Here is a 14,795-nt window from a genome sequence, read left to right as displayed (position 1 = left end):
CGTGCGGCTGGAGATCTTTATGTCATTATATATTCAGATATTATAATTTCCATTGTTGTTTTCTGCACTTTCATGCCCATGTTTTTATAGAATGATAACGCGGCATCGTTGCCCTCCCATACATTCAGGGTGATGTTATTACAACCAATCGATGCAGCGTAATCGCGTACGTATTCGTACAAGGCTTTGCCAACATGTCTGCCGCGTGCCTTTTCATCCACACAGATATCGTCAATATATAGCGTTTTGATGTCCTGCAACAACTTGTCGCCCTTTACTTCGGTTATCTTGCAGAAAGCATGCCCTAACACCACCCCATCTTCAAAAACAAAGATAGGTTTGCTGTCATCGCCTATCAGAGCCGCCAGTTCCTGTTCGTTATACTTGGTGGTATAAGGTTTGAACAAATCGGGACGCAACACATGATGCACCATATTAACCTGATGCAACAGTTCAATGATACCTGGTATATCTTTTATTTCTGCTCTTCTTATCATAGTTTTGTTTTTGGTTACAAATGTACACAAAAAATCCCAAAGCAGGTCAACACTGCCTTGGAATTTAGGAAAATTTGGATATTTATCTGTTACTTGAATTCGCACCTATCAGGGGCTAAGGGTGTTATTCCGTTCTTTCTCTATATTGTTGTGGAGTACACCCAAGATACTGCTTTACATACTTGCCAAAGAAACTTGGGCTTTCAAATCCCATACGATGACTTATTTCTTTGATGCTCAGATTTGTATTATCCAAATAATAGGTTATATCAGCAAGTGTATATTCTCTAATCCACTCGTTGGCAGTTTTTCCAGAAACACGTTTACATAATACCGTTAAATACTTTGGCGTGATAAATAGTTCCGAAGCATATTCCTCCACCTTACAATGCTTTATTCTACGTCCTTGCAATAATGCCAAAAACTTGTTGAAGAACACTGTGGGTTGATGTTTTTTATCTACCGGATTATCAAAGTTATTCGATCTCACCGACATCACATAACAAAGACCAAGAATACTACTCTTCAACAAACTATGAATCATATCATGTCCCAAATCACTATGTATAAATCCATCGTCTTCATTGTTTATTAGCATACTAAGCAGTTCATGAAACTTATCTGTGAACTGCATGGAGAACGAGTCGAGATGGTATTTATTCACATTATTAATATATACCGTCCGATTCCACAAGTTAGAGTTGTTATGTAGAAATGTATTCATCATTGTGCTGCTGATACGCAGAACAATGCATTCAAAATCAGCTGATAGCATCACATGCGAAAGGGAAATTCCTGGCGAGATAAACAGAATCTCATCCTTCTCAAGCGCAAACTTCTTGTTGCTATACTCTCCTTGCAACATACCACGCCTACAAATAACTATCAGATGAGTATCAAGCTTACCTGACTGATTCATAGCAAAATACCCGGGATTGTAGTAAATCTGAACATCCTGGTCGTCGTACACGGGTCTAAAATTTTCCATATAATTACTTTTTGATTGCAAAATTGAGAAAAAAAATCCATAAACAAATGTACTATTTGGAATTTTTAATATAAAATATGACGCATAAACTCAAAATACGCCACTATAGTTCCGAAATGTTACATAATTAAATGTAATATTTGTCGTAATTTTGCAATCGAAAACAATTTTAATATACAAATAAGACAATGAAAAAGATTTTGATTATCGGAGCCTCTGGAAGAATTGGCTCAAAAGTTATTAAGATGTTAGAGAAGAACCATGAGGGGGTTGAGGTTGTGCTCGCCTCGAGCCGCGAACATACAGTAGCCAAATGGCAAAACGAAGGGAAACAAGCGGTATTGCTGGATTTGAATCGAGCCGAAACGTTTTGTACAGCTCTTCAGGGAATAGATAGTCTATTTCTACTAACAGGCTATACATCAGACATGCTCTTTCAAGCCAAGCAACTAGTTGATGCTGCTCGAAGATCCAACGTGAGTCACATCGTACATCTTGGAGTCTATACATCGAGACATGACCCAATCCCTCATTTTTCATGGCACGATCTTATTGAGAGCTATATCAATGATAGTGGCATAGCGTGGACCAACATCCATCCCAACGTAGTAACAGAATCCATTTTCGATGGCAATCCTTCTGTTAGCGAAACTGGAACATTCATTTCATTGTGCGACAACGCCCCACAAGGATGGGTATGCACCGACGATATTGCCGAAGTTGTAGCTACCGTACTACGTGAGGGGCCAAAAGTACATGCTTTCCGCAACTACTATCTGAGTATCGAGGTGCTTACTGCAACCGAAGTACAACAGATACTAACAGAGGTGCTAGGCCGCCCTATCACATATACATATGTTGACGAGACGGCCCAAAAAGAGAGTTTTGCTCTTATTCCTGATGCAGGAGCGAGAGCCTATATGAACAGCGCCATGATAACCATGCGCTTGACACGCGAAATGAAATTCAGACCTCAGACTGCGATATGCGATGATGTACTAGCTGTTACAGGACATCCTGGTACAACAATGCGACAATGGGCAGAAAAATATTTCAAAAAATAACACGTTATCTCTTTTTTTTTAGCATTATATGTTAATCGCGCCACTCCTGCTTGTTGTAAACAATTAACATCATGCAGTGAGTGGTTTCTTAAAGTATTGTAGTCCTTTATGCCAAGTACCTTTATGCCAGGTACCAGGTCCCTGACATATACGTATCGGGTGAAATAGTTGGTGGTATTAAAGTCCAGTTTGTGTGGGATTAATCTTTTTGATGATTCGGGCAGGATTACCGCCGACGACCACATTGTCAGGTACATCCTTTGTGACGACAGCACCAGCGGCAATGACGGCATTCCTACCGATGGTTACGCCTGGACAGATGATGGCTCCGATACAGATCCATGCATTCTCTTTGATGGTCACCTGTCCGAAATGGAACAGGTTGTGACGATCATAGAGATCGTGATCCACCGTTGCAATCTTAACTTCGGGGCCAATCAGTACGTTGTCCTCTATCACCACCTTCCCAGGCGAGAGAATGGTGGCACCTTTGTTGATAGTGACATTCTTGCCGATTGTCATCCGACATCCGCAGTCGCAATAGAATGGGGAGACGATAGCGACACTATCATCAATCTTGCACTGGAACAGCTCTTCCAACAGTCCTTTATAATCAGGATCAGTGGGCTTTTTGGCAGAGATTTTCAGGCACAGCTCATGACTTCTTATCATCTCACCCTCCACGTTGCGCATACGAGGGTCGTTCTTGTAGACAGAACCCGTAGCATCTATGATATCAAACATACCTTATTGTTTTTATTATTTGGCAAAGATACGAATAAGTGATAACAAAATGGCATTAATTAACATTATTTAGGATACGAGAAGAAAATCCCAAGGCAGGTTTATTTTGCCTTGGGATTTAGAATTTTTACTTGGGCTGAAGGTCGGCGTACTCCTGGGTTACGTTGTTGATGCACGGGCAGGCCTTAAGCGGGTTTAGATCGTGATGGCCCACGATAACCGCTCGGGGATAGCGGCGGTGCAAATCTTCCAGTAGTGTGCGCATGGCAGCCTTCTGCTCAGGTGTACGAGTATCGGCGGGTTGTCCGCGGGCATTCAGTCCTCCTTCGTAACACACACCGATGGAGTACTTGTTATGGTTCACGCAGTGAGCTCCCACCAGCCATTCCGGCCTACCCTGCTCAATCTCTCCGTTACGACGGACCACGTAGTGATAGCCTACGCCAAACTTAAAGCCTCTATCACGATGCCAGGTATCTATCTGGGCCACCGACGATGTCTGGTCGGGCCGCACTGCCGAACAATGAATCACAATAAGGGTTATTATCCGCATGACTGTACAGCAATAGTTCCCAGAGCTGTTGTAATCACTGTTGCTGCAAATCGCAACCACTTAGCTACTCTATTCCAATTTACTTTTATCATAAAATCTACTTTTTAATACGTTAATAATCTTTTTCACAACCACCCAACCCTCCTTCATCCTAAGGAGGGCTTCAAACCACTCCCCAAACCCCTCGCCAATCTTTGGCAAGGGACTTAACCGCTCCTCCTGTCGCTCTTTCATTAAGGTACGCTCAGGGCATCAAAGCCCTGGCGTGTTTTTCCTTAATGGGGGCATGCCCCCAAACCCCTTATAATCTATACCATGTTTAAACACCGAGGGTATTAGGGGCGAGCAGCCCCTATTAAGCAATATATGGCGAATCCCGAAGGGACAAAGGCTGGAGAGCCATACCAAAACTATGATGAAGAGGGTTTTCCCTCGGAATCATTTACATCCCCTCCATATAGGGAGGGGCTTGGGGAAGGTGGATGTCTCTTTTAGTTCTTTTCTCTGCGCCAGAGAAAAGGACAGATTGGGTTTGGGGTCCCCCAAGCAGGGGGAAGCCCCTGCTCAATTAGTCACCATATGATTCATCATCATCTCCGGTGTTACCACCACCAGAGGCACTACCGCCGCCTGAGGTATTTCCACCATTGGTATTACCACCAGTCGAAGGCTGATTAGACTCACTCTCCACGTTCATCGAGTTATCGTGGGTCTCCTCAAAGGTAACATCCTTCAGCAGACTGATGGCAGTAACATACTTCTGCTTAACGGTGCCATCACCACGCTTCTGCTGACCAACCACAACACGCTCTGTCTCAGGCTGGAACAGAATTCGGCGGGTAGTGATGGTTGAAGCCGAACACTCTTCGGCCTTTGCCACACCGATACTCGAGAAACCAACCTTCAGGATACCGATGCCCTCCAGCTTAATCTTCTGTCCCATCTCAAAGAAATGCTTCATAGCCTCGCCCAGCTCCTGCAGCACAGCCTTGATATCGCTCTTCTTAACCGAGGCCTGGCGCTGGATAAAATCAGCAATCTCGTCGGTACCCACAAAATGGTTGTCGTAAACCGCTGTGGCAAAATACTTACCGTAGGCCTTTACATTGGCGCGGTTGTTGTTCTTAAGCTTAATAAACTTCTGACTCATAATTTTTTTGATTGTTACATTTTTGAATTTTTACATTTTTCGGCAGCCGAGGTAGGTTGTGGGTTGCTCAGATAGTCTGCGTGTGCTATCCGGATAGTCTTTACCAGGTGTTCGGATAATCCCTATAGGGGTATGGAGATAATCTGAACGAGTGGTTCGTGACGTCTGAGCGAGGCATAAGTGCCATCCCCACGGCTCATCTTGCTTACCGCTTACAAAGATACCACATTTCGGAGAGCGTTTTGTCTGCATATTCAGCACTATCCGTACAATCGGCAGATTCTGCATTAATTTAACATTCATTCGAAAAAAAATCGATTTTTTCTTTGTTGCAATCATAATTAATCGTATATTTGCGCAATATAACAATCTTACTCTACTAATTATTTTACAATCTATGGTGACATTCTTGGTTATTTTACAACTGTTTATCGTATTGGCCCTTATATTTATCGGCGCCAGGGTTGGTGGTATCGGACTGGGCATCTACGGTATGGTGGGAGTGTTCATACTCGTGTTTATCTTCGGCATGCATCCCGGCAAGGTGCCCATTGATGTGATGCTGATCATAGCATCGGTAATTACGGCTACGGCGGCGCTGCAGGCTGCTGGTGGCTTGGATTACCTGGTAGGATTGGCAGCCAGGTTCCTGCGTAAGCACCCTACACACATTACTTATTATGGTCCGCTCACCACCTGGTTGTTCTGCTTGGTAGCAGGCACAGCCCATACCTCTTACTCGCTGCTGCCTATTATCTCGGAGATTGCCAAGAATTCTAAGATACGTCCGGAGCGCCCCATGACAGTGGCCACCATCGCGGCCTCGCTGGGTATCACTGGTTCGCCCATGTCGGCGGCTACGGCAGCTGTGATTAGTACCGATCTGCTTGGCGGACAGGGCATAGAACTGAAGGATATCCTGCTGGTGTGTATCCCTGCCTCGCTGATAGCCATCCTGGTGGCATCGTTTGTGCAGAACCGTGTGGGCAAGGAACTTGAAGATGACCCCGAATACCAGCGCCGAGTACGTGAAGGACTGATTGACCCGGAAGCCGAAGCCATGGCGATGGCACAGATGGAACAGAGTCCCAATCCACATGCCAAGTGGAGTGTGCTGGCATTCCTGTTGGGCGTTGTGCTAGTGATTGTTTTTGGTAGCGCTCCTTCGCTGCGCCCATCGTTCGAGGTTGACGGCGTGGTTACCCAGCTATCGATGCCTGAGACCATCGAGATACTGATGATGTCGATGGCAGCAGTGATTCTGCTGGTTGGTAAGGCCAGTGTGAAGAAGGCTGTGAGCGGCAATATATTCAGTGCAGGTATGAATGCCATGATTGCCATCTTTGGTATTGCCTGGATGGGCGACACCTTCTTTAATGGCAACCTGGAGTTCTTTAAGAGTCACATAGCCGACGTGGTAACACAGTATCCGTTCCTGTTCAGCGTGGCCCTGTTTATCATGAGTATCATGCTGTTCTCGCAGGCAGCCACGGTACGCACGCTCTTCCCGCTGGGTATTGGCTTGGGCATTCCGCCATTGGCACTCGTGGCTATGTTCCCCGCTGTCAACGGCTACTTCTTCTTCCCCAACTATCCTACCGAGGTGGCAGCCATCAACTTCGATACCACGGGTACTACCCGTATCGGCAAGTACGTGCTTAACCACTCGTTCCAGCTTTCGGGCTTTATCACCACTTTTGTGAGCATTGGCGTAGGCTATCTTATTATAACATTCCTATATTAAACTTATATTTTACTAACTTCTTAAAACAATTATTGTATGAAAACATGGCGTAATGTATTGCTGCTTTTAGCAGTGTTGGTTTCGGTCAACATCGTGGCCAAACCCAAAATCCGTATTATTGCTACCGGCGGTACCATCGCTGGTGTAAGCGCTTCTTCTACATCGTCGGCCTACACGGCAGGTCAGGTAGGCGTACAGACGCTCATCGACGCCGTTCCGCAGATGCTGTATCTGGCTGATATCTCTGGCGAGCAGCTGGTAAACATTGGCTCACAGGACATGAACGACCAGGTTTGGCTTAAACTTTCTAAGCGTATTAACGAGCTGCTTAACAAAGAGGGTTACGATGGTGTGGTAATCACTCACGGAACCGATACCATGGAGGAGACGGCTTACTTCCTGAACCTGACGGTGAAGAGCAACAAGCCTGTTATCCTGGTAGGTTCTATGCGTTCATCTACAGCCATCAGTGCCGATGGTCCTGGCAACCTGTATGCTGGTGTGGCTGCTGCTGCAAGTCCAAACACAAAGGGTCGTGGCGTGCTGTGCTGCATGAACAACCGCCTGATTTATGCCAAGGACGTGATTAAGGTGCACACCACCGATGTGGCAACATTCGAAGCTGCCAACGCCGGACCTGTAGGCTACGTTTACAATGGCGAGGCTCACTACTTTACCAAGCCCGAGGCCCTGCACACTACACAGAGTGAGTTTGATGTAACCAATCTCGAAAAGCTGCCACAGGTAGGTATCGTATATGGTTATGCCAACTGCTCTCCTCTGCCCTTCCAGGCATTTGTTGATGCCAAATTTGATGGTGTAGTACTGGCTGGTGTAGGTGATGGCAACTTCTATCACGAGGTATTCGATGTAGCTGTAAAGGCTCGTCAGAAGGGTATCAACGTGGTTCGCTCAAGTCGCTGCCCAACAGGTCCTACCTGCTTGAATGGCGAGGTCGACGACGAGAAATATGAGTTTGTTGCAGCTCTCGATCAGAATCCACAGAAGGCGCGCGTACTGCTGATGCTGGCGCTCACTAAGACACGCGACTGGAAGCAGATTCAGGAATACTTCAAGAAATACTAAGTACATTGATCATTGAACATTATGAAAAAGATATTTTTGATAGCACTGCTTTTGGTGCCAACAAGCATGATGGCCCAGCAGGATAAGGACGCTTCGGCAGGCGAGCAGTCGCTATTCGAGAAGGTCATGAAGATGGAGAAGAAGCAGGATAATTTCCACTTCTTGTTGAACATGAACAACAGCTTCGACGTGAATCAGGGCGATGGCAGATTCGAGAATGCCAAGTTCAACATGCGCCAGCTGCGTATCGAGGCCAAGGGTAACATCAACGAGACATTCTCGTTCCGCTGGCGTCAGCGCCTGAACCGTAACAACTCGCCGGCTCCCGACGGTATCGATAACATGCCTTCGTCAAGTATCGATGTGGCTGGTATCGGTGTAAAGGTAAGCGATGCTTTCTCGATGTTCTTAGGTAAGCAGTGTGCCGCCTATGGTGGTATCGAGTTCGACCTGAACCCCATCGAGATTTACGAGTACTCGGATATGGTTGACAATATGAGCAACTTCCTGACAGGTGCCAACTTCCAGTTCCAGCTTAACCCCAACCACCAGTTGCAGTTACAGATTCTCGACAGCCGTAGTGCCAGCATGAACGATATGTATGGTGCAGGTTACGAGCAGTCGAAGGTGCCCCTGGTTTATACCGTTAACTGGAATGGTAACTTTGGTGGTGTGTTTAACACCCGTTGGAGCTACTCTATCATGAGTCAGGCCAGAGGTCATCAGAGTCATTATCTGGCATTAGGTAACGAGCTTACCATCAACAATTTCGATGCATTCTTTGATGTGATGTACATGCGCGAGGGCATCGATCGCGAGGGTATCGTATCAAGCATCGTAGGCAACAATGCTGCGGGTGGTCATCAGAATGATGCCGAGTATCTGTCGCTGGTTATGAAGGCACAGTATCGCTTCAGCCCTCAGTGGAACTTCTTTGTAAAGGGTATGCTTGAGAACGAAGGCTTCAGTAAGGCCAACGGCAACATCAGGAAAGGAAAGTATCGCACAGCTTACGGCTATCTGGCAGGATTAGAGTTCTATCCACTCAAGAATAGCAACCTGCATTTCTTCCTTACCTACGTAGGCCGTCACTACAGCTATACCGATAAGGCAAAGGCATATGGTGCCGATGATTACAGCACCAATCGCATTTCGTTAGGTTACATCTGGCAGTTGCCGATGTTCTGATACATTAAAATTATACATTAAAGATTTAAGATTATGGCAGAACAGAAATATAGAGTAGAGTCTGACCTTTTAGGCGAACTCAAAGTACCAGCCGATGCACTCTACGGCGTACAAACACAGCGCGGTATTAACAACTATCACATCTCGCGCAAAAAAATGTCGTGGTATCCCGACTTCATCATTGCCATTGCTTATGTAAAGCTGGCTGCTGTTGAGACCAACCACACCCTGGGCGTGATTAACGACGAGATAGCCGGCGCCATCTCGCAGGCCTGTCGCGAGCTGATCGATGGCAAGTGGCACGATAACTTCCCTATCGACATGATGCAGGGAGGTGCAGGTACATCGGTAAACATGAATGCCAACGAGGTGATTGCTAACCGTGCCCTTGAGATTATGGGCTACGAGAAGGGCGACTACCAGCATTGCTATCCTAACGATCACTGTAACTGCGGTCAGAGTACCAACGATGTTTATCCTACCACCATCCGTTTGGCTTTGATACGTATGAACAAGAGTCTGGTAGCAGCACTCACAGGCTTGATTAGTGCCCTGCGCTACAAGGGCGATGAGTTTGCAGATTGCATAAAGATGGGTCGTACCCAGTTGCAGGATGCTGTGCCAATGACCAGCGGCCAGGAGTTTAATGCCTATGCCAACAACCTGGAGGAGGAGATTCTGAACCTGGAGCGTAACGTAAAGCTGCTGCACGAGATTAATATGGGTGGTACAGCCATCGGTACCGGACTGAATGCCGTTCCTGGCTTTGCCAAACTGTGTGCTGCCAATCTGGCTAAGCTCACTGGCGAGGCATTTGTAAGCGCTACCGACCTGGTAGAGGCTACACCTGATACGGGTGCTTACGTAAGCTACTCGTCGGCCCTGAAGCGCCTGGCCGTGAAGCTCTCTAAGATCTGTAACGACCTGCGACTGATGGCTTCGGGTCCTCGTTGCGGTCTTAACGAGATCAACCTGCCACCAAAGGCTCCTGGATCATCTATCATGCCAGGTAAGGTTAACCCAGTTATCCCCGAGGTGGTTAATCAGGTTTGCTTCAAGGTTATTGGTAACGATACGGCTGTTAGCTTTGCTGCCGAGGCCGGTCAGCTGCAGCTCAACGTAATGGAGCCAGTGATTACCGAGTGCCTTATTGAGAGCCTGATTTGGCTGAAGAACGCCATCGAGACCCTGACCGAGGAGTGTATCCTGGGCATCACCGTTAACAAGGAGCGCTGCATGGAGATGGTTAAGAACTCTATCGGTATCGTAACCGCCCTGAATCCTTATATTGGCTACAAGACCTCTACCAAGGTGGCCAAGGAGGCGCTGGAGACCAACCGCTCGGTTTACGACATTGTGCTGGAGAAGGGCCTGATGACACAGGAGAAACTGGACGAGGCCCTCGACCCGAAGAACATGCTTGTATCCCACAAGTTTATCAAGTAAGATACTTAAGGATTTCCTGATAAAAATCTCCGGTCGCATAGTTTTTGCGGCTGGAGATTTTTTTATGATGCATCGCCCCCACCCCGTTAGTCAATACACAGCCAGTATTTAATGCGCTCCACCATCTGGGCTGTAAACCCCGAATCGCCCGAATGGTAGTGCAGCCGATACAAATCGCGCAACAAGTCGGGGCACCCGTTAACGTCGCGCCACAACTTTTTCATTCGGCTCTCAGGTTTAATGTTACCGGCATACAAAGCATCCGCCAGTTCTTGCTTAGAATAGTCTTTTACTTCTAACATAATTACTTATATTATTTAAAATTTTACTATTTAACTTATTGGTATTCAGTTATTTATATATAATAGTGTGATTTTGTGAATTAGAGAAATACAAAGTTTTGTATACAAAAAAGGAAAATGTGCAACATTTTATTTTTTGTATGATAAAAGTTGCATATTACTAAATCACTGATTCACACTTTCGATCACAGAGGCAGTCCAAGTTGCTGATATTCAGCCGCTTCGTCGTCATCCGCCTCTTTAAATTCAAAGTTAAAATCTTCGGAGGCAATATATACTTGCTGATGGTCGAGCGGGATTTCAACAACCTTAAAGAAGTTGCCATTACGCTTATGCATGCTTTCATATCCCAGTTCGATCATAATATCCCCTATCTTACGATTTGAGAAAAAGTTATTATGCCTGCCATAGTTTAAAAACAGGTTTATCATCTGCGAACTCATCAATTGATAAGGTTCATTCTTCTTTGGCTTGCGCAAACGTATTACAATCATCTGCTCTTCGGGGCTGATAACCCTGAAAGGCTCGTTAAGTTGCTTTACACGCTTCTCGTCGGCTTTCGAAAAGTAATACTTAAACCCCTCATAGTACTCCTTTTGTAGCTGAGCATACAACTGTGCGTAATCGATGGTCCACTCAAACGGACTGTCAATCTCGCTTAACTTAAAGCAAAGCCATCGCCGGTTACCGGTTGCATCTGTCAATATCTGTTGCTCGTTGGTTGATGCGCATAGCGAGGCTAAACGTGGTTTCTCCTCACGTGCGCGACCATAAACAGGGCGCTCTTTTATCTTATCGGCAGTAACCAATGCTTTCAATTTAGCCAGCTCCGTGCCCTCAAAAGCCGACACCTCCTCGAGCTCTATCACACAGTGCTCCTGCATAGCTATACGATCGTCTTTCTGCGATACAGAGTTGGTGCGGTTCTCCATAAAATAGGATTGGAGCTGTGGTGGCAGCAGATGACGGAAGAACTCGGTTTTATACTTTCCCTGCGGACCAACGAGCGTAAAAATACAGTGATTCATTACACGGTCGTCGAGCCATGTGCCCACCGCAGCCACCATCCATTTATGAAAAGCCCAGTGCATGGCCTCTTGTGCCTCCTTGTCGGTCATATCCGGTGTGGCCGAAACAGCATGGATATGGTCGGATAGCTCTTTCACACGGTCGATACCATCCCACTCAGGTAGCAGCTTCATATATTGTCGGATGGGATGCACTTTCAGCGCAAAGTCGCTTTTATAAACAGCCCTCAGATGTTTCTCCTCTACACGCTTTCCTGTATCAAGTTCTATCTGATACATGCGGGTGTTTATCTCTACATCATCAACAGGTTGCCATTTGTCGGATGTTAATGGCGGCAACGAAGAAATCAAGTCGTCATCATCATCCCCCTCAGTTTCGGCGATATCATCCCTCGAGCACCATAGCAAGGCGTTGGTTAATATATTAAAGCAGCACACGATACGTTCGGATAGCCATTTTCTTATTTCGGGCAGTGTCATCAGTACGTTACCGCGTGGTTTCTCCATCCCGGGCAGGCGCCAGGTGCCATGCAGTGCTTCCTTTTTATAGCAATGACTGATGGCCCTGTCGCGCTCTTTCTTTGTGTGGTCGCGCCACTCTACATCGGCAAACTTCACAAGCTCGTCTTTCGGCACACCGTAACGGTTAAACAGGTAAGCGGCATGCAGTATGTAATCGTGATGGTGACCAGGCTCATAGCGTATCTGTTTCTGCGACAACTGCTGCTCGATATGTTGCCACGCCTCTTCAGCTTTTACCTCGAACGATTTAGCATCGTAAACCTTACGGGGACGGCCGTGTTCCTGATGCTCGCAGTTCTGTTCCACTATCATATCGTCGGAAATAACGAAAGGTACGGCCTGCTCGTTAAAATACACATCGGGATCGCCAGCCAAACACGACAAGCGTGTAAAATCGCTGTTGGCCTTATCGTAAGGGTGCTGTGCCACGGCAGCCAGATACTCATTACCCTTGATAAAAGCGCCCTGCCACGAGGTATCATCGATACGTTTACCACCCTCGCGCTCGTAACAATAGATGATGTGCAAACCTAATCCGCCTATCGAGCGATACATCAACAGTACATGCGGATCCTTGGAGAGCCGCTCGATGGCGGCCTCCAATTCTTCCACACTCTCAAATTGATCGATATCACACAGGGCAAGCCTCGTCCATCCACAGGCCTGCGCCGCACTATGTCCTAACCCACTAAAATTTACTGCCACACCAAAGGCAGGCTGCAGTTGCGATTTGATATAACTATCAGCCTGCTTTTTGCCCATCGCTGCCATTGTTTTACGATAGCTAACGGTATTGGCGGCAACAATTTTATCGTAACGTATAAGGTGTACAATCTCATTTAGAGTTTTAAGTACGTTAGAGTAGCTTGTATGGTTAGCAAATAGTGATACCTTTAGTTTGTTGATATCCATCATTTCAATAACTTTTTATAGCGTTTATAACTGCGCAGTATGGTGTTAACCCGTTTGCTGCAAACAGGATTATCAGCCAGATTGGTAAACGTGGCCAGAATAACAGCCAGTTTACGCTGTGAGCATTTTAAACCATTAGGCGATTTAGATGCAGTTACCAAAAACTTATACACGTCGCCTTTTTTAATGAGCTTAAAATCAAACACTACCTTAACCAGTTGTTGTGGGTTACTCTTGCTACGAATCTCTTTGATAGCTTTAGCCAATTTACTAAGCGAATCACGCAATTTATGCATGTCGCATGGGTACAGAATACCATAAAGAGAGTATTCCCTCTTTTCAATGTTGTTCATATTCATATTTGTTTTTGTTTAACATTAAGTGTGCCTGAGATCATCAGTCAGCACACACACAGGAACTGATAAGTTAAACCGATCAGTCGGGTGAATGTTCGAATCTGGCGCCCATCTCAAGGAAAGCCTTCCATGAAGCTGAGCCAGGGTGAATACTGTTAGTTGTCATATTTAATTACAGTTTGTGTCATATTTACACGCAAAGTTAACAACAAGAAATCAAACCTACAAATAATTAGGGACGTTTTTACTAAAAACATCCCTAAAACCTGCAAATTGTTGTACCCACAGCCCAATTTTGATGCTAAAAAGCAAGAAAAACGCCATTTTTCTTTGATTATTGTCCGCTTTTAACTACCTTTGCAAACGATCGCCGGCACATACCATAGTGAAAGGCCACGGGTAGGCGAACTCTGTTCGGGAATGGCCGGTGTGACTTTTGTGGGTAAATTATAAAGCATTCGCTATTATTTCGCGTTCAGCCAAAAGCCTCGGAAACTTCTTGGAAATAACAACGCACTGAGATAATAAGTGATAAGGTGTTCGGTATGGAGCATCTTAGTCGTCTTTTGTATAGCAATGCATTCACGCTACGGCGTGGTGCATACTTGTAAAGACGACTGGGGTTTCCATCCGAGGCTGCCTCATAGCTGGACGCAAAAGGTGCATCACGCTTTTTTGCGTCTTAGCGTGATTGATAGTTGAGTGCCATTTAAAAGACTATCAATCGCAATATGGCAAATACGAACTTAGCAAACGCAAAAAATGCAAAGAACGATGAGTTCTACACGCAGTATGCTGACATACAGAAAGAAATAAACGCTTACCTGGACTATAATCCAGATGTGTTTCGTAACAAGACGGTGCTACTGCCTTGCGACGATCCTGAGTGGAGTAACTTCACTAAGTTTTTTGCTCAGAACTTTCAGCTGTTTGGACTTAAGAAAACTCATCTCTACCAGTTATGCTCCCGAAAGTAAGAAGTACAAAATGCCTTACCAACCTACCCTATTTGAAACGTCGCAACCACATTACAACGTAGATATGAGCAAAACGAATGGCAAGATATTTGTTCTTGAACGCGACATTACTGGTGACAACCGTATTGATATAAAGCCATCAATAATAAAAAAACAGGAAATTATTTGGAAGTTTCAAAATATCTTCCTATCTTTGCAGCGTGAAAGGTGGAACCAAGTAGAGCCACGATGTGCGGAA

General features: G+C 45.7%; 14 protein-coding genes. 6 read left to right on the top strand and 8 right to left on the bottom strand.

The window, feature by feature from the left end:
* Positions 1-17: 17 nt before the first annotated feature.
* Positions 18-497: a GNAT family N-acetyltransferase gene (locus tag BLU97_RS04930; protein WP_074760522.1), complete on the bottom strand. Its 480-nt coding sequence runs from the start codon at positions 495-497 to the stop codon at positions 18-20.
* 124 nt (positions 498-621) lie between these two features.
* On the bottom strand, positions 622-1,485 hold the full coding sequence (locus BLU97_RS04925) for a helix-turn-helix domain-containing protein (protein ID WP_074760521.1): 864 nt from the start codon (positions 1,483-1,485) through the stop codon (positions 622-624).
* A gap of 188 nt (positions 1,486-1,673) precedes the next feature.
* Between BLU97_RS04925 and BLU97_RS04920 the strand changes: the two genes are divergently transcribed.
* Positions 1,674-2,549 (top strand): NmrA family NAD(P)-binding protein, encoded by an 876-nt coding sequence (locus BLU97_RS04920; protein ID WP_074760520.1) that lies wholly within the window; start codon positions 1,674-1,676, stop codon positions 2,547-2,549.
* 177 nt (positions 2,550-2,726) lie between these two features.
* Here BLU97_RS04920 and BLU97_RS16420 read toward each other — a convergent pair whose 3' ends face one another.
* The 3 genes from BLU97_RS16420 to BLU97_RS04905 form a co-directional block, all read right to left on the bottom strand.
* On the bottom strand, positions 2,727-3,071 hold the full coding sequence (locus BLU97_RS16420) for an acyltransferase (protein WP_410543909.1): 345 nt from the start codon (positions 3,069-3,071) through the stop codon (positions 2,727-2,729).
* 349 nt (positions 3,072-3,420) lie between these two features.
* Positions 3,421-3,846 (bottom strand): N-acetylmuramoyl-L-alanine amidase, encoded by a 426-nt coding sequence (locus tag BLU97_RS04910; RefSeq protein WP_074760518.1) that lies wholly within the window; start codon positions 3,844-3,846, stop codon positions 3,421-3,423.
* 568 nt (positions 3,847-4,414) lie between these two features.
* Positions 4,415-4,996 carry a DNA-binding protein gene (locus tag BLU97_RS04905; RefSeq protein WP_074760517.1) on the bottom strand — a complete coding sequence of 194 codons (582 nt, stop codon included), beginning with the start codon at positions 4,994-4,996 and terminating at the stop codon, positions 4,415-4,417.
* Between the two features lie 397 nt (positions 4,997-5,393).
* On the opposite strand from BLU97_RS04905, the gene BLU97_RS04900 reads away from it, so the two are divergent.
* The 4 genes from BLU97_RS04900 to BLU97_RS04885 are packed head-to-tail and all read left to right on the top strand — an operon-like array spanning position 5,394 to position 10,460.
* A complete protein-coding gene (locus BLU97_RS04900; protein ID WP_074760516.1) occupies positions 5,394-6,740 on the top strand; it encodes an anaerobic C4-dicarboxylate transporter family protein in 1,347 nt (448 codons plus the stop codon).
* A gap of 36 nt (positions 6,741-6,776) precedes the next feature.
* Positions 6,777-7,826: an L-asparaginase 2 gene (gene ansB / locus BLU97_RS04895; RefSeq protein ID WP_074760515.1), complete on the top strand. Its 1,050-nt coding sequence runs from the start codon at positions 6,777-6,779 to the stop codon at positions 7,824-7,826.
* 21 nt (positions 7,827-7,847) lie between these two features.
* Positions 7,848-9,014, top strand: coding sequence for a porin (locus BLU97_RS04890; RefSeq protein WP_074760514.1), 1,167 nt, complete (start codon positions 7,848-7,850; stop codon positions 9,012-9,014).
* 33 nt (positions 9,015-9,047) lie between these two features.
* Positions 9,048-10,460: an aspartate ammonia-lyase gene (locus BLU97_RS04885; RefSeq protein ID WP_074760513.1), complete on the top strand. Its 1,413-nt coding sequence runs from the start codon at positions 9,048-9,050 to the stop codon at positions 10,458-10,460.
* Positions 10,461-10,546: 86 nt separating this feature from the next.
* On the opposite strand, the gene BLU97_RS04880 is transcribed toward BLU97_RS04885, so the two are convergent.
* The 3 genes from BLU97_RS04880 to BLU97_RS04870 form a co-directional block, all read right to left on the bottom strand.
* On the bottom strand, positions 10,547-10,762 hold the full coding sequence (locus BLU97_RS04880) for a DUF4248 domain-containing protein (protein ID WP_074760512.1): 216 nt from the start codon (positions 10,760-10,762) through the stop codon (positions 10,547-10,549).
* Between the two features lie 185 nt (positions 10,763-10,947).
* Positions 10,948-13,227, bottom strand: coding sequence for a VapE domain-containing protein (locus BLU97_RS04875; protein ID WP_081352876.1), 2,280 nt, complete (start codon positions 13,225-13,227; stop codon positions 10,948-10,950).
* Entirely contained in the window at positions 13,224-13,583 is a 360-nt protein-coding gene (locus BLU97_RS04870) for a hypothetical protein (RefSeq protein WP_139208827.1), read from the bottom strand. The genes BLU97_RS04875 and BLU97_RS04870 overlap by 4 nt, the downstream gene beginning before the upstream one ends.
* Before the next feature lie 728 nt (positions 13,584-14,311).
* Between BLU97_RS04870 and BLU97_RS16360 the strand changes: the two genes are divergently transcribed.
* Positions 14,312-14,557: an adenine-specific methyltransferase EcoRI family protein gene (locus BLU97_RS16360; protein WP_317039886.1), complete on the top strand. Its 246-nt coding sequence runs from the start codon at positions 14,312-14,314 to the stop codon at positions 14,555-14,557.
* Positions 14,558-14,795: the final 238 nt, after the last annotated feature.

Origin of the sequence: Xylanibacter ruminicola (genome assembly GCF_900107775.1) — a bacterium.
Classification (GTDB): domain Bacteria; phylum Bacteroidota; class Bacteroidia; order Bacteroidales; family Bacteroidaceae; genus Prevotella; species Prevotella ruminicola_C.
This window is presented reverse-complemented; position numbering and strand designations above follow the sequence as displayed.

Excerpts from the sequence above, each read along its gene's own strand:
- BLU97_RS04930 (WP_074760522.1), bottom strand. The coding sequence starts at position 497 with ATGATAAGAAGAGCAGAAATAAAAGATATACCAGGTATCATTGAACTG.
- BLU97_RS04925 (WP_074760521.1), bottom strand. The coding sequence starts at position 1,485 with ATGGAAAATTTTAGACCCGTGTACGACGACCAGGATGTTCAGATTTAC.
- BLU97_RS04920 (WP_074760520.1), top strand. The coding sequence starts at position 1,674 with ATGAAAAAGATTTTGATTATCGGAGCCTCTGGAAGAATTGGCTCAAAA.
- BLU97_RS16420 (WP_410543909.1), bottom strand. The coding sequence starts at position 3,071 with ATGACAATCGGCAAGAATGTCACTATCAACAAAGGTGCCACCATTCTC.
- BLU97_RS04910 (WP_074760518.1), bottom strand. The coding sequence starts at position 3,846 with ATGCGGATAATAACCCTTATTGTGATTCATTGTTCGGCAGTGCGGCCC.
- BLU97_RS04905 (WP_074760517.1), bottom strand. The coding sequence starts at position 4,996 with ATGAGTCAGAAGTTTATTAAGCTTAAGAACAACAACCGCGCCAATGTA.
- BLU97_RS04900 (WP_074760516.1), top strand. The coding sequence starts at position 5,394 with ATGGTGACATTCTTGGTTATTTTACAACTGTTTATCGTATTGGCCCTT.
- ansB (WP_074760515.1), top strand. The coding sequence starts at position 6,777 with ATGAAAACATGGCGTAATGTATTGCTGCTTTTAGCAGTGTTGGTTTCG.
- BLU97_RS04890 (WP_074760514.1), top strand. The coding sequence starts at position 7,848 with ATGAAAAAGATATTTTTGATAGCACTGCTTTTGGTGCCAACAAGCATG.
- BLU97_RS04885 (WP_074760513.1), top strand. The coding sequence starts at position 9,048 with ATGGCAGAACAGAAATATAGAGTAGAGTCTGACCTTTTAGGCGAACTC.
- BLU97_RS04880 (WP_074760512.1), bottom strand. The coding sequence starts at position 10,762 with ATGTTAGAAGTAAAAGACTATTCTAAGCAAGAACTGGCGGATGCTTTG.
- BLU97_RS04875 (WP_081352876.1), bottom strand. The coding sequence starts at position 13,227 with ATGATGGATATCAACAAACTAAAGGTATCACTATTTGCTAACCATACA.
- BLU97_RS04870 (WP_139208827.1), bottom strand. The coding sequence starts at position 13,583 with ATGAATATGAACAACATTGAAAAGAGGGAATACTCTCTTTATGGTATT.
- BLU97_RS16360 (WP_317039886.1), top strand. The coding sequence starts at position 14,312 with ATGGCAAATACGAACTTAGCAAACGCAAAAAATGCAAAGAACGATGAG.